A 14,238-nucleotide genomic window follows, 5' to 3' on the forward strand; every position below is an offset into this window, starting at 1 on the left:
ATCGACCTCACTGTTTATGTCCCTTCTGCGCTGACTTTTTATCATTATTGGCTTCAGCTACCTGGACGACAGCCAACCGCCGGGACGTATACGGGTGTACGTGCCGGGGAAAGACCAGACCAAGACGGCGCGCAGAATATCACGCCATAGGGCGTTTATGCGCCGTTTGGCCAATTGACAGCTCTAAATCGCGGGTTTTAACCCGTCAGTGTCAAGCCTGGCAGGCGCGACGTGGCGTCACAGGTGGCCAGATGAAACTGAACTCTGCTGCAAACAGCTGTTCTAGACACCTCCGCCGTTGCTTGCGTAGCATCGGCGGCAGTCCTTCGTGCAATCCTTCCAAACAGAGTTACCCATGACTATCCAGCAAACACCCGGGCACGTACTGCCCGCGCGCAGCGCCGCCAAAATGGAAGCTGCCATGGCCGTGGGCGCCTTCGCGATCGGCACTGGCGAATTCGCCATCATGGGCCTGATGCCCGACATCGCCCACAACTTGAATTTGAGCGAACCCCAAGTCGGCCACGCCATCAGCGCCTACGCCCTCGGCGTCATGGTCGGCGCGCCACTGCTGGCCATCCTCGGCGCCAAGCTGCTGCGCAAACACATGCTTTTATTGCTGATGGGCCTGTACGCGCTGGGCAACCTCGCCACCGCCTTCACCCCGACCTTCGGCTCGCTGGTGGCCTTCCGCTTCATCAGCGGCCTGCCCCACGGCGCCTACTTCGGCATCGCCGCCGTCGTCGCCTCCAGCATGGTGCCCAACGATAAACGCGCCGGCGCCGTGGCCCGGGTAATGATGGGCCTCACCCTCGCCATGCTGCTCGGCAACCCCATCGCCACCTTCCTGGGCCAACACCTGGGCTGGCGCTCGGCGTTCGCCCTGGTCAGCGCCATCGCCGTGTGCACCATCGCACTCGTCTGGCAATTCGTGCCGGACCGCCGCGACGAACCGCGCAGCGACCCGCGCAAAGAACTGCGCGCCTTCACCAAACCCCAAGTGTGGATGGCCCTGTCCATCGGCGCGATTGGCTTTGCCGGCATGTTCTGCGTCTTCAGCTACCTCGCCCCGACCATGCTCGAAGTGACCAAAGTCTCGCCACAATGGATTCCCTTCGGCCTCGCCGCGTTTGGCGTAGGCGGCATCATCGGCAACATCGCCGGCGGCAAACTGTTTGACCGCATGCAATTTCGCGCCGTGGGCTGGATCATGGTGTGGTCGATGGCCGTGCTGATCTTCTTCACCTTCGCCGCCAGTGCGCTGTGGAGCGTGCTACTCGGTATCGGCCTGGTCGGCACCATGATTGCCATGGCCGCGCCGCTGCAAATTCGCCTGATGGACATCGCCCACGAAGCACCGAGTTTGGCGGCAGCGTCCAACCACGCGGCGTTTAATCTGGCAAATGCGCTGGGCCCGTGGTTTGGCGGGATGGCGATTACTGCAGGGTATGGCTGGACGAGCACCGGCTACATCGGCGCCGCCACAGCGCTGGTAGGCCTGGGCATCTACCTCATCGCCCGCCGCATGAAAGGCGGCCACTGACACGCCCCAGACCACCACAATCCTAATGTGGGCATTCTAAAGATGGGAGGGGGCTTGCCCCCGATAGCGGTGGGCCAGTCAACACACCTCTGACCGCCCCACCACCCCATCAATCATCATGCAACAACCCCGACCCATACTCCCCATAACTACTCCCCAACCCACCGCCGCCAAAATTCATCTTGGCGGTCTTGCTCGGGCTATGGTCCCCAAACGCCTGGCATCCGCCAGAGAAACAAGGGTCATCACTGCCGCCCGACGACCCCGTCGAACAAGCGCCCAACAGCAGCGTGCCAGCAATCAGCGCGACTTTAACCAGGTTCGAGATCATGTTTTCAGTTCCCTATGGGCTGGAGGTGCGGGGGGCCTCTCTTAAGTGGGAGCGTAGTCCTCAACGGTGCGGGGAATTATGAAACTTTGCTGGGTGACAGCGTGGGTTCAGGTTGCCGCCTTGGGTTAGGCGGCGGGGTTGGGGGTCAGGCTGTGGCGGCAGGCGCAACTTGGTCTTGGGCTCGGGCGATGAGTAGGGCGCTTAGGTCGATGAGTTGCTGGATGCCCAGGATGATGGCGCGGTGCGGGTCTTCGAGGTCGAAGGCCAGGGTGGCGGCCATTTGGTTTGCGGAGTCGAGGTTTTCGGCGGCGTTGGCTAGGAGGGTTTCGGTGTCGATGGTTGGATTGATCAGGAAGAGGTTATCGATTGAACGTTCGAGGGTAGCGGCTTCGTCGGATGGAGGCATGTGATGCTTGATGGCTCGCTGGGCTACGGCTTGAAGCTTGGGATCGACGGGCGATGCGCTTTGATCCATTGAAGAAGTCCGGGTGTTGTTGTGCATGGGCGAAGCTCCAAATATGTATGGGAGTTAAAAACGCCTTAGCAATACGGACTTCCACCTCCGGCCGCTGGGATTGCAGCAGCTTCAGGAGGTTAGCGATGGGTTTTCTGAGGGGCAAGCTGAAAAAAGTGTGGGAAATTTCAAAGTGAATACTGTGATACGAATCGATAGATCTAATACCCGAGCAATGAACTCAAATAGTTAAATGCAAAACCCACACCGAATGATGTCAATATGATATCATTCAGCACCTACTATCATAAATCTAAGGACAGCTATGGAAACTAGCGAAATACTCATGTGGACATTAAGCTACATATCTATTGCATTAAAATGCTCTGGCATATTCGCGTGGGTTCTCCTAATTATTTTCATATGGCTTAAATATTCAAAAAAGAGCCAGCACAAGCTGCTCTCGAGCATGCCAATTAAGATACTTAGACTATTGGCGCACAGAGGCATTATATGGCTAATGCTTGTCAGCGCCGCATATATGCCACTGCGCTACATATCGCCGCATGGAATATATTATATCAGCGAATTGAAGATTTTACTTTACTCAATATTGGTAGGCACAGGCTTGCGGCTAATTATAGGACACAAGGGCTTAGGCATTCCATTGGGGGAAGGCCTGATAATGACTGTCGACAGAGCTCCAAAGCTACCGTTCAAGCTTTCAAGCTATGTTATCAGTTTTCACGTAGATAAAGACTTCCCCAAGAAACGCCGTACAATTACAAACCAAATAGCAAAAACCATTAATACCATCAAGGCACTTGACACAAGATATGACTTTATACTAAAAAGCTGGATGTTTTCGGACCGCGATAGCGTAGATCCAACTTCTACCTACTACATTAGATCGCGCATGTACCTCTTACAGAGCACACTTAAAACTTTCCTCCTATTTCTACTGATTTCGCTGGCAGTTTATGCCTACTCTGCCTATTCAGACGAAAGCTACGACTTTCTGAAGACGGTTTTAGCATTAATCATAGCAACTATAGGTGCAACAGCACTATCAACTGCTTTCATAATTCACCTCACAAAGAGAAGAACTCGAGCCGTCTGTTCGACCTTTAATTCAGTTTTGCCCTCCAATGCAACTCGGATACTTGCCCGAGAACTCGCCAGAAAAACAGCTAATTGCGACTATAATTTCATTACGCCTCAACCAATGCCAGCGTTTCACATTATTTCATTTAGCCTAATAGAAACAGCAGTTATTAAAGACTGCGTCGGCACAGAGACTGGATTCGTACTCATCCGACTTTAAAACAGACATCCAGCTAGGGGGGGGGCAGGCCATCAATGGGATATGGAGGTCAGCCCTCGTGTTCAGATACTTGTCATATTTCGCGTGCAGCTATGTTACGTGCTATATGGTTAGAGGCACACCACACGCTCTACTACTCCCAAGACCCATCCCTGATAAACTGCGCCCCATTCGCCTCGCTAACTCAGATCCCCCAATGCCCCTACAAACCGCTCCCCTCTCCCGCCGCTTCTCCGTCGCCCCGATGATGGATTGGACCGATCGCCACTGCCGGTTCTTCCTGCGCCTGCTCTCCAAGCACGCCCTGCTCTACACCGAGATGGTCACCACCGGCGCGATCCTGCACGGCGACCATGACCGCTTCCTGCGCCACAACGAAGCCGAGCACCCACTCGCGCTGCAGTTGGGTGGCAGCGTCCCCGCTGACCTGGCCGCATGCGCGCGTATGGCTGAGGCTGCCGGTTACGATGAAGTGAACTTGAACGTCGGCTGCCCGAGTGATCGGGTGCAGAACAATATGATCGGCGCGATCCTGATGGCGCACCCTGCCTTGGTGGCGGATTGCGTGAAGGCGATGCGCGATGCGGTGTCGATTCCGGTGACGGTGAAGCATCGGATCGGGATCAATGGGCGCGACAGTTATGCCGAGTTGTGTGATTTCGTCGGGACGGTGAGGGATGCCGGGTGCACCAGTTTTACGGTGCATGCGCGGATTGCGATTCTGGAGGGGTTGTCGCCGAAGGAGAATCGCGACATTCCGCCGTTGCGCTATGACGTGGCGGCGCAGTTGAAGCAGGATTTCCCGGAGTTGGAGATTAATCTCAACGGCGGCATCAAGACGCTGGAGCAGTGCCAGGCGCATTTGCAGGTGTTTGATGGGGTGATGTTGGGGCGGGAGGCTTATCACAATCCGTATTTGCTGGCGGAGGTGGATCAGCGGTTGTTTGGCAGTGAAGCGCCGGTGGTTGGTCGGGCGGAGGCGTTGGCGCTGTTGCGGCCTTATATTGCGGAGCATTTGGCCAGTGGTGGGGTGATGCATCACATCACTCGGCATGTGTTGGGGTTGGGGACTGGGTTTCCGGGGGCTCGGAAATTTCGGCAGATGTTGTCGGTGGATATTCATAAGGCGAGTGATCCGTTGGCGTTGTTGGATCAGGCGGGGGAGTTGTTGGAGGGGCGGTGATGGTTTTTGGGTGTCAGGGGGTTATTTGGGGCTGACAGGCCGCTTTCGCGAGCAAGCCCGCTCCCACAGTTTTGGGTGATGGGTGTCAGGGGGATGTTTGGTGGCTGGGCGGGCGTTATCGCAGGCAAGCCAGCTCCCACATTCTAAACGGGGTGGTCATCGGGCAGTTGGGTTGAACCTGTCGGCGGTTTTGGTCTCCTAGTTAGCAGTACGGCCGGTGATTCAAACGGCTGTTTTCAGGTTGTTGCCCTCGCAAACGATCGAACGCATTTGCGCCCTTGAGCGCCTGCCGGCGCTCGGGTAATGTCATCAGACCCACAGGACAGAGCACGCCCATGACTTCCAAGCTGGAACAACTCAAGCAATTCACCACCGTTGTAGCCGATACCGGCGACTTTTCCACCCTCGCCAAGCTCAAGCCGCAAGACGCCACTACCAACCCTTCCCTGCTGCTCAAGGCCGCTTCGATCTCAGGCTATGCCAAGCTGCTGGATGAGTGCGTGAAGGACTGCAACGGCGACGTGGGCCTGGCCAGCGACCGTTTTGCGGTGGCGGTAGGTCAAGAGATTCTGAAAGTCGTGCCGGGCCGTATTTCCACCGAGGTGGATGCGCGCCTGTCGTTCGACGAAGCCGCCATTCTCAAGCGTGCGCACCGTCTGATCGACCTGTACGACAAAGCCGGCGTCAGCCGTGACCGTGTGCTGATCAAGATCGCCTCCACCTGGGAAGGCATCCGCGCGGCGGAGAAGCTGGAAAAAGAAGGCATTCAAACCAACCTGACGCTGCTGTTCTCGTTTGCCCAGGCCGTCGCCTGTGCCGAGGCTGGCGTGTTCCTGATTTCGCCGTTCGTGGGCCGTATCTACGACTGGTACAAGAAGGCCAACGGTAACGACTACACCGGTTCCGATGATCCGGGCGTGCAGTCGGTGACGCGCATCTACAACTACTACAAGGCCAATGGCTACAAAACCGTGGTGATGGGTGCGAGCTTCCGTAACCTGAGCCAGATTGAAGAACTGGCCGGCTGTGATCGCCTGACCATCAGCCCGGACCTGCTGGAGAAGCTGGCGGCCGATGAAGGCAAGCTGGAGCGCAAGTTGGCGCCAGGCCACGCCGGTGAAGCGCGGGTGCATTTGACTGAAGCGCAGTTCCGTTGGGAGTCCAACGAGGATGCCATGGCGACGGAGAAGCTGGCGGAGGGGATTCGTCAGTTTGCTCGGGATCAGGAGAAGCTTGAGGCGCTGTTGACTGCCAAGTTGTAAACGCGGCGGTAGCAAAAAGGGCGGCACCCTCGCGGGTGCCGCCCTTTTTTGTGCCTTTCGCTGGTCTCAAGCCAAGCGCAGCTCAACTGTGGGAGCGGGCTTGCTCGCGAATGCGGTCGGTCAGCTAAAAATTTACTGACTGACACACCGCTTTCGCGAGCAAGCCCGCTCCCACATTTGGATTGGGTTTCAACAGGGAGCCTAGTGGCGTTCCAGGGCGTTCACGAGGTCGTGGAAGGCTTCGCGGTTGGACTCGTTCAGGCCCATCAGGATCTTGTGCGCTTCGAGCACCTTGACCCGTACCACTTCTTCAGACTGGTCTTGCGACGGCAGGTCGGTCAGGCATTCCGGGCACGGGATCGGGCGGTCAACGATGTTGAACACCTGGTCGAAGCCCATGGACTGCAGCAGCCGGGTGATGTCTTCGTGGGTGGTGACCACAGTCGGCAACAGGCCGACCTTCTGCCGAGACAGAATGGACAACTTGGCCAGCAGGCCCAGGGTGGTGCTGTCGATGCTGCGGGTTTCGGTCAGATCGATCACGATCGCCGAGAAATTCAGGGCAGTGAAAATCCGCTCAATCGTTGCATCCAGCGCCGAACACAAGGTCAAGCGCACTTCACCGACAAACTTCAGGACGAAGGTCCCGTCTTGCTCGGCGAATTGGATTCTTCCGGTACTCATCAAAGATTCCTGCTCAACACCAATAGGGCGATATCATCCGGCATCTCCCCTAGCGTGGCCAATCCAAAAACCTGCCGCAGGCCATCCAGGCTGCCGCCCGCCGACTTGACCTTTTCAGGCAAGGCGGCTTCTTTCTCTTTGAGTGTAGGCTCTGGAAGCAGGTCCAGGATGCCGTCGGACATCAGCGTCAGGCTGAAGGTCGGCGGCAGTTCCAGGATGTGGTCTTCGTAGGTGGCTTCATTGAACAAGCCCACCGGCAGACCACGGCCTTCCAGGTAACGCACACTGTCTGGAGTGTATAAAACCGGCATCGGCAGGTGACCGCCGATGCTGTAGGTCAAAAGACCGGTTTCTTCATCTATAACGCCGCCGACCATCGTTACGTGCTTGCCCAGCTTGCAGCTGATCAGGCCTCGGTTGATGTGGCCCAGCACCTCGGAGGGGGTGAACTCCGGCAAGGTGCCATTGCGCTTGGATTCGAACAACAGCCGTGTGGTCATGAACTTCAACAACACGGTGACAAAAGCTGAGGATGCACCGTGGCCGGAAACGTCGGCCAGGTAGAACGCCACACGCCGCTCATCCACACGGAAATAATCGACAAAATCACCCGACAGGTACAGCGACGGGATGATCTGGTGCGCGAACTTGAACTCATCAATGGTCCAGGGGCTCACCGGCAACATGTTCATCTGCACCTGGCGACCGGCGTTCTGGTCTTCCTGAAGCAGGTTGAGGCTGGCTTCGAGTTCGCGGTTGGCGGTTTCGAGCTTTTCGCGGTAGCGCTGGTTTTCGAGCAGCAGGCGGGCACGGTCCAGTGCGCGGCGCACCGAGTGCTCCAGCACGGCCAGGTCTTCCAGGGGCTTGATCAGGTAATCGGCGGCGCCCAGGCGCAGGGCCTCGACGGCATCGTTCATCACACCGGCACCGGACACGACAATCACCGGCGTCTGCGGGGCGAGCTCAGTCACCTGGCGAATCAGCTCGAGGCCGCCCATCTGGGGCATGCGCAGGTCGCAGATCACAAGGTCGGGCTTGTCGCGCTCGAATACCTGGAGACCCTGTTGGCCATTGCTGGCCTGCAGGACGCTGAAGCCACTGTCTTCCAAATAGGCCGCGAGGCTCGCGCGCACTACTTCGTCGTCATCGATTATCAGCAGCGTGGCACTGGTTTTTTGCATGTGGGCAAACGGCGCCAGAATTAGGTTGGCGTAGGCGGCTCGGCAATGGCCGGGCTCACGTACTGGATTCGCTTTCTAGCCACTCTGTCCTACAAAGCATTGGGATTTCGCCCATGCACAACGGTAAAGCAGAGGTGCCCTTCTAAGGCGCAGACGGTACTCCCATCCGTCAGGGGTTTCAAGCTCATGCCGATGGTCGCCGGGCGTCTTTACACCGCAAATCACCGGGAGTTATAAGAACACCCACGACCACAACACAAAGTAAGGATGGAACCCGTGAGCGAACACGAGCGCGACTACGCCGAAAAACGCGATTTCATCCGCATGCGAGTGGATGCCGATGTGTCGCTGATCCACGCCGGACAGGAGATTGCCGGGGTCTGCGTGGACCTCTCCAGCTCCGGCATGCAGGTTCAAGCACCCCGCCAGTTTCAGGTGGGCGACCCGTTGACCGTGCGCATTGACTCGGAACACGCCGCCCTCGCGGGCCTGGAGGCAGATACCGAAGTGGTGTGGGCCAAAAACGAGGGCGAGCGCCAGCACCTGGGCCTCAAGATCCTGAAAATGCACTAAAAGCCGTGCACAAAAAAGGCGACCACTCGGGTCGCCTTTTTCATTTCAAAACGTCACGGCTTAAAAATCGTCGACGACCTTGCCGTCTTTGACCTTGAACTCGCGGTTCTGCAGGTAAGCGTTACGGATGAAGGTGTACTTGTCACCCGTGATCAGCTTCTCGCTGTCGAGCAGGCTGGCACGGGTATCGACGATGTTCAGGCCGAAGGTGCTGTTACGCCAGCCGATGTCGTTCATGTAGCGATACGGTTGGGTGTAGCTGTCGACGTACTTGGACGGCGCATCACGCAAGGTGCTTGGGCCGAGCAGCGGCAGCATCACGTAAGGACCGCTGCCGACGCCCCAGTAACCGAGGGTCTGGCCGAAGTCTTCATCGTTGCGTTGCAGCCCCATTTTGGTGCCGACATCAATAAAGCCCAACACGCCAAAGGTGGTGTTCATCAGCAAGCGGGCAGTGTCGACACCGGCCGCGTGCGGCTTGAGCTGGAAAACGTCGTTGGCAAAGTTGCCGACATCACCGATGTTGCGGAAGAAGTTATGGATGCCGGTCTGGACGAATTGCGGGGTGACAAACTGATAGCCCTGGGCCAATGGCTTGAGCGCGTAAGTGTCAACGGTGTCGTTGAAGGTGAAGATCGGACGGTTGACGGCTTCCCATGGATCGTCTTCCGACGCAGCGTTAGCGGCGAACGGGGCCAAAAGAACAGTGGCACACACAGATAGCTGAGCGAAATAGTGGCTCCAGCGCATAGCTTTGGCTCCTTGAATGGTCTGTCATGGGCGCTATGCCCTGAATAAGGCCGTCAGTATATGACGGAAGTGTCGAATAAGGCATCCAGTAGGATCGCTCTCATAGGAAATGCACAAAATTCCTACAATTACTGCCGATGTCACGCGCTTGTCATCCAGCCCCGATAGCGTCACAGCTATTTCAGGGATGTTGAAAATGCCTCACGCCGAGATTGCCGTCGCCAGCGCACCCTCCTTGACTGCCGTACTGTTTGGCCTTAGTGGCTGCCTGGTGGATTTTGGTTCCCTGGCGCGCACCGATAGCCCTTGCCCCGACGCTCACGCCACACCTGGCGCGCTGAAAATCCTGCGCAGCCTCAAAGACCAGGGCGTGCCCTGCGCCTGGCTGGATGAACTCCCTGGCGCGGTAACCACCCCTCTGGCCGCCGTGCTGCCTGATTGGCTCAAAGCCGCATCGCCCTCCTCGATTCGCTGGCCGGCGCCGCATGCGTGCTGGCAGGCCTTGATGGAGTTGAACATCGAACGCCTTGAAGGCTGCGTGCTGGTCAGCGGCGAACCACGCTTGCTGCAATCGGGGCTCAATGCCGGGTTGTGGACCATTGGCCTGGCGTCCTGCGGCTCACTGTGCGGCCTGGCGCCCGAACAATGGCAGGCGCTGACCGAGCAGCAACGCGAGCACAAGCGCGCCAAGGCCACGGTGGCGCTGTATCGCTTGGGCGTGCATTCGGTGATCGATCACCTCGGAGAGCTCGGCACCTGCCTGGCGGACATCAGCCTGCGCCAGCTCAAAGGCGAGAAGCCCTGATCGAGATCATGCACGGTCGGCGCCGGTGGATTAATCTACTGCTCAGCCCGTAGACCTTTCCCGGCGTGCCGCGGTCTATGCCAGTGCCTATCGATAAAAGGAAGAACGCCATGCCTGCCCGCGAACAGCTGAAAGACCAAGTCAGAGAATTGCGCGAGCAATTGAATAGCGACCCGCTGATGTCGGCGGAGAAACGCGACGAACTCGAAGCATTGATTGCCGAACTTGAAGTTCAAGAGCCCTTGGAAGGCGCGATCCAGGACCCCAGCATTGCCGATGGCGTGAACCTGGCGGTGGAACGCTTCGAGCTGGACCACCCAGGCATTGCCGGGACCTTGCGTAATATTGTGGTGACGCTGGGCAATATCGGGATCTAACCCGAGCTCAAGCCGAACACACAACCAAAATGTGGGAGCTGGCTTGCCTGCGATGACGGTGTATCAGTCGCCAGATGTATGACTGAAAGACCGCTATCGCAGGCAAGCCCGCTCCCACATTTGTTTTGCGTGAACGCTACTGGCGGGCCAGGCGCAGGTTCTGGAACTGCATGGCCTCAGTGCTGCGATAAGGGTTGATATCCAACCCGCCGCGGCGCACATAGCGCGCATACACGGTCAGCTTCTGCGGCTTGAGCAAACGCTGCAGGTCGAGAAAGATCCGCTCCACACATTGTTCATGGAAGTCTGAGTGCTGGCGAAAGCTGACGATGTATTCGAGCAGGCTGGCGTGATCCAACGCGTGGCCACGGTACTCGACCACCACACTGCCCCAATCCGGCTGGCTGGTGACTGGGCAATTGGATTTGAGCAAGTGGCTGTGCACGCTCTCCTCGACAATGCGCGAGTCATCGCAACGCAGCAGTTCCGGGCGCGGGTGTTCGTAGTTGCTGACGCTGATGTCGAGGTCATCAATGCACGCGCCCGGCAGGGCTTGCACGCCTTCGGCTTCAACCTCGGCCAGGCTGCGGATGCGCACGCTGACCGGCTTGCCGGCGGCGGCGCTGAGGTCGGTGCGCAGTGTCGCTTCCAGGCTGGCCGTGTCGGCAAACGCGGTCTGGTTCAGCGAATTGAGATACAGCTTGAAAGACTTGGACTCGATGATGTTCGGCGAGTCGGCCGGGATGCTGAACTCTGCGATAGCCACTACCGGCTTGCCCGATGGCAGCAGCCAGGACAGCTCGAAGCAGTTCCAGAAATCCACACCTTTATACGGCAGGGTTTCGGCGCTCAGGCCCAGCTCGGCCCACTTGGCGGCACGAGGGATCGGGAACAGCAACGATGGGGTGTACGTGGAGATGTATTCACTGGACTTGCCCAGCGGCGAATGTTCGGCTGCGGGATGCATGGCGGAAACCTGGCTAAATAAACCGCGCCAGTCTACCAGCCTTTGCCCCCGCCCTTAAGAATCGCCTCACTCAACGGTCAGTGTGCCGACCATGCCCGCCTGGTAATGCCCCGGAATGTTGCAGGCAAACTCAAGGCCCGTGGCCTTGGTGAAGGTCCAGGTCAGCTCGGCGGTCTTGCCCGGCTCGACCAGCACGCTGTTGGGATCGTCATGCCGCATGCCCGCCATATCGCCGTGCCCCATTGCACTGTGGTCCATCTTGCCCATGCCGGTGGCGGTGAGCATGCCGCTGGCTTGCATCTTGAGCATCTCTTTCTGGTGTTCGGCGTGCATCGCCGCGTCACCCAGGTTGAATTCGTGAAGCAACTGGCCTTTGTTCACCAGCACAAAGCGCACGGTCTCACCGGCTTTTACGTCCAACGCCTTGGGCGAAAAGGAAATGTCCTGCAGCACCACTTCTACCGTGCGCGTGGCTTTATCGGCGGCGGCTGGCTGGCCGAACGCGAAGGTATGGGCCGTGTCCGCCAGCGCATCAAAACTCAATGCCAACAGGCAACCCGCCAATATCAGAGGTGTACGCAGCGCCATGTCGATTCTCCAAAAGTGTGTGAACAGCTCTGTCAGCACTCTAAGATGGCGCCGCTGCCAGCCAGCTGACTGCTAGATTACAACTTTGTCAGGTTGCGCCCCTGCCCTGGCACCCACGGTATAAAGCCCGTTGTTCACCGCTGCCAAGAGTCGTCCATGAAACTGCTGATCGTCGAAGACCAACCGAAAACCGGCCATTACCTGCGCCAGGGCCTGAGCGAGGCGGGCTTTACCACCGAACTGGTGGCCGACGGCACCACCGGGCAGCACTTGGCACTGACCGGTGATTACGACCTGCTGATCCTCGACGTGATGCTGCCGGGCCGCGACGGCTGGCAAATTCTGCAAGCGGTACGCAGCGCCGGCCTGGACATTCCGGTGCTGTTCCTCACCGCCCGCGATGCCGTGGAAGACCGCGTGCACGGCCTGGAACTGGGCGCCGACGATTACCTGGTCAAGCCGTTCGCCTTTTCCGAACTGCTGGCCCGCGTGCGCAGCCTGTTACGTCGTGGCAGCAGCGCGCCCCAGGAAACCGCACTGCAACTGGCCGACCTGCGCCTGGACCTGATCCGCCGCCGCGTCGAACGCGACGGCCAGCGCATCGACCTCACCGCCAAGGAATTTTCCCTGCTGGAACTGCTGCTGCGCCGCCAGGGCGAAGTACTGCCTAAATCGCTGATCGCCTCGCAGGTGTGGGACATGAACTTCGACAGCGACACCAACATCATCGAAGTGGCCATCCGCCGCTTGCGCCTGAAAATCGACGACCACTTCCCCAACAAACTGATCCACACCGTGCGCGGCATGGGTTATGTGCTGGAGGAGCGGTGCAATTGATCAAGCGCCTGTCCCTGGCCAGCCGTCTGGCGCTGCTGTTTGCGGCGTGCACCGCCGTGGTGTCGTTGCTCGCCGGCGTGCTGTTCAACCACGCCAGTGAGGCGCACTTTATCGAGCTGGACCAGCAACAACTCGACAGCCAGCTGGTGGCGCTGCGCAGCACTTTGCAGGGGGTCGACTCGCCATCATTATTTGCGCAACGCGAAGCGCAACTGCGCGCCGAGCTCAATCGCCAACCCGAACTCGCGCTGCGCGTTACTGCCCAGGGCCAGCGCTGGTTTGACGGCGCGCCCGGCATCAGCCTGCCTGAAGCGCCGGGTTTGCACAGCCTGCAAAATGCCGGGACTGAGTATCGCGTGTACAACGCGCCGCTGGTCGCCGGCCAACCCGGCTCGCCGCGACTGACGCTGATGCTCGACATCACCCATCACCAGCACTTCCTGCAACGCATGCAGCACCTGATCTGGCTGACCGTCGGCCTCTCGGCCCTGGCCACCGCGCTGCTCGGCGCCTGGGCCGCGCGCAGTGGGTTGCGGCCGCTACGGCGCATGGGTGAAGTGGCCGCCAGCGTGTCGGCGCACTCCCTGACCCAGCGCCTGCCCCAGCAGCACATGCCGGTGGAGTTGGCTGAACTGGCCCAGGCCTTCAACGCCATGCTCGGGCGCCTGGACGACGCCTTCCAGCGCCTCTCGGCCTTCTCCGCCGATATCGCCCACGAACTGCGCACGCCTCTCTCCAACCTGCTGACCCACACCCAAGTGATCCTCACCCAGCCGCGCCCGCTGGAGGATTACCGCGAGGCACTGCACAGCAACCTCGAAGAGCTGCAATGGATGGCGCAGTTGGTGAATGACATGTTGTACCTGGCCAAGGCCGACCACGGCTTGCTCATACCCAAGCGCGAGGCTCTGGTGCTGGACGATGAAGTGGAAGCGTTGATCGAGTTCTTCACGTTGCTGGCCGAGGACGCGCACGTCAGCCTGGTGCACGAGGGCACGGCGCATACGGCGGGTGATCGCGGCATGTTGCGCCGGGCGTTATCGAATTTGCTCGATAACGCGCTCAGGTTTACCCCGGCCGGTGGCGAGGTGCGGGTGCGGATGGTTGAGACCGAGCGAGGTGTGACGCTGGCCGTGGAAAATACCGGGGAAGGTATTCCTGCGGCGTTGTTACCGAAGTTGTTTGATCGGTTCTACCGGGCCGACCCGGCGCGCCGAGAAGGCAGCAGCGAGCATGCGGGGCTGGGGTTGGCGATTACCCAGTCGATTGTGCGGGCACATGGCGGGAGGATTTATTGTGAGTCTGAGTTGGGGCGGACGCGGTTTGTGATTGAGTTGCCCAAGGGGGATTGATGCAAGCTGGGCCGGCCCCTTCGCGAG

Annotated in this window: 16 protein-coding genes; 9 read left to right on the forward strand and 7 right to left on the reverse strand. The window is 58.9% G+C overall.

The window, feature by feature from the left end:
• Window positions 1-355 precede the first annotated feature (355 nt).
• Window positions 356-1,543, forward strand: a complete 1,188-nt coding sequence (locus AC19YS_RS10145) for an MFS transporter (RefSeq protein ID WP_119739228.1) — start codon at window positions 356-358, stop codon at window positions 1,541-1,543.
• 109 nt (window positions 1,544-1,652) lie between these two features.
• On the opposite strand, the gene AC19YS_RS10150 is transcribed toward AC19YS_RS10145, so the two are convergent.
• Window positions 1,653-1,874 (reverse strand): hypothetical protein, encoded by a 222-nt coding sequence (locus AC19YS_RS10150; protein WP_200623184.1) that lies wholly within the window; start codon window positions 1,872-1,874, stop codon window positions 1,653-1,655.
• A gap of 145 nt (window positions 1,875-2,019) precedes the next feature.
• The gene (locus AC19YS_RS10155) at window positions 2,020-2,376 is read right to left on the reverse strand and encodes a DUF6124 family protein (RefSeq protein ID WP_200623187.1); all 357 of its coding nucleotides are present in this window, start codon (window positions 2,374-2,376) and stop codon (window positions 2,020-2,022) included.
• Window positions 2,377-2,653: 277 nt separating this feature from the next.
• Between AC19YS_RS10155 and AC19YS_RS10160 the strand changes: the two genes are divergently transcribed.
• The 3 genes from AC19YS_RS10160 to tal all read left to right on the forward strand — a co-directional run bounded on the left by AC19YS_RS10160 (window position 2,654) and on the right by tal (window position 6,097).
• A complete protein-coding gene (locus AC19YS_RS10160) occupies window positions 2,654-3,652 on the forward strand; it encodes a hypothetical protein (RefSeq protein ID WP_500601615.1) in 999 nt (332 codons plus the stop codon).
• A gap of 196 nt (window positions 3,653-3,848) precedes the next feature.
• Window positions 3,849-4,835 (forward strand): tRNA dihydrouridine(20/20a) synthase DusA, encoded by a 987-nt coding sequence (dusA, locus tag AC19YS_RS10165; RefSeq protein WP_500601617.1) that lies wholly within the window; start codon window positions 3,849-3,851, stop codon window positions 4,833-4,835.
• 335 nt (window positions 4,836-5,170) lie between these two features.
• Window positions 5,171-6,097, forward strand: coding sequence for a transaldolase (gene tal / locus AC19YS_RS10170; RefSeq protein ID WP_500601619.1), 927 nt, complete (start codon window positions 5,171-5,173; stop codon window positions 6,095-6,097).
• Between the two features lie 201 nt (window positions 6,098-6,298).
• Here the strand turns inward: tal and rssC are convergent, their stop codons facing one another.
• Window positions 6,299-6,781 carry an anti-sigma factor antagonist RssC gene (rssC, locus tag AC19YS_RS10175; RefSeq protein ID WP_003172602.1) on the reverse strand — a complete coding sequence of 161 codons (483 nt, stop codon included), beginning with the start codon at window positions 6,779-6,781 and terminating at the stop codon, window positions 6,299-6,301.
• Window positions 6,781-7,962: a two-component system response regulator RssB gene (gene rssB, locus AC19YS_RS10180; protein ID WP_064451404.1), complete on the reverse strand. Its 1,182-nt coding sequence runs from the start codon at window positions 7,960-7,962 to the stop codon at window positions 6,781-6,783. Before rssB ends, rssC begins: the two co-directional genes overlap by 1 nt.
• Before the next feature lie 276 nt (window positions 7,963-8,238).
• Between rssB and AC19YS_RS10185 the strand changes: the two genes are divergently transcribed.
• Window positions 8,239-8,535 (forward strand): PilZ domain-containing protein, encoded by a 297-nt coding sequence (locus AC19YS_RS10185; RefSeq protein ID WP_106576914.1) that lies wholly within the window; start codon window positions 8,239-8,241, stop codon window positions 8,533-8,535.
• Window positions 8,536-8,595: 60 nt separating this feature from the next.
• On the opposite strand, the gene AC19YS_RS10190 is transcribed toward AC19YS_RS10185, so the two are convergent.
• Window positions 8,596-9,285 (reverse strand): MlaA family lipoprotein, encoded by a 690-nt coding sequence (locus tag AC19YS_RS10190; RefSeq protein WP_106576915.1) that lies wholly within the window; start codon window positions 9,283-9,285, stop codon window positions 8,596-8,598.
• A 196-nt stretch (window positions 9,286-9,481) separates the two neighbouring features.
• On the opposite strand from AC19YS_RS10190, the gene pcrP reads away from it, so the two are divergent.
• Window positions 9,482-10,090: an HAD superfamily inactivated hydrolase PcrP gene (gene pcrP, locus AC19YS_RS10195; protein WP_500601622.1), complete on the forward strand. Its 609-nt coding sequence runs from the start codon at window positions 9,482-9,484 to the stop codon at window positions 10,088-10,090.
• A gap of 110 nt (window positions 10,091-10,200) precedes the next feature.
• Window positions 10,201-10,467 (forward strand): DUF4404 family protein, encoded by a 267-nt coding sequence (locus tag AC19YS_RS10200; RefSeq protein ID WP_106576917.1) that lies wholly within the window; start codon window positions 10,201-10,203, stop codon window positions 10,465-10,467.
• A gap of 136 nt (window positions 10,468-10,603) precedes the next feature.
• Here the strand turns inward: AC19YS_RS10200 and queF are convergent, their stop codons facing one another.
• Both queF and copI read right to left on the reverse strand, forming a co-directional pair.
• Entirely contained in the window at window positions 10,604-11,434 is an 831-nt protein-coding gene (gene queF, locus AC19YS_RS10205; RefSeq protein WP_124416724.1) for an NADPH-dependent 7-cyano-7-deazaguanine reductase QueF, read from the reverse strand.
• A 66-nt stretch (window positions 11,435-11,500) separates the two neighbouring features.
• Window positions 11,501-12,022, reverse strand: a complete 522-nt coding sequence (gene copI / locus AC19YS_RS10210; protein ID WP_119739217.1) for a copper-resistant cuproprotein CopI — start codon at window positions 12,020-12,022, stop codon at window positions 11,501-11,503.
• Between the two features lie 156 nt (window positions 12,023-12,178).
• Between copI and AC19YS_RS10215 the strand changes: the two genes are divergently transcribed.
• Complete coding sequence (locus tag AC19YS_RS10215; RefSeq protein WP_179678023.1) at window positions 12,179-12,859, forward strand: heavy metal response regulator transcription factor; 681 nt, start codon at window positions 12,179-12,181, stop codon at window positions 12,857-12,859.
• Entirely contained in the window at window positions 12,856-14,211 is a 1,356-nt protein-coding gene (locus AC19YS_RS10220; RefSeq protein WP_500601760.1) for a heavy metal sensor histidine kinase, read from the forward strand. Before AC19YS_RS10215 ends, AC19YS_RS10220 begins: the two co-directional genes overlap by 4 nt.
• Window positions 14,212-14,238: the final 27 nt, after the last annotated feature.

This window comes from Pseudomonas sp. MF08831 (genome assembly GCF_059862645.1).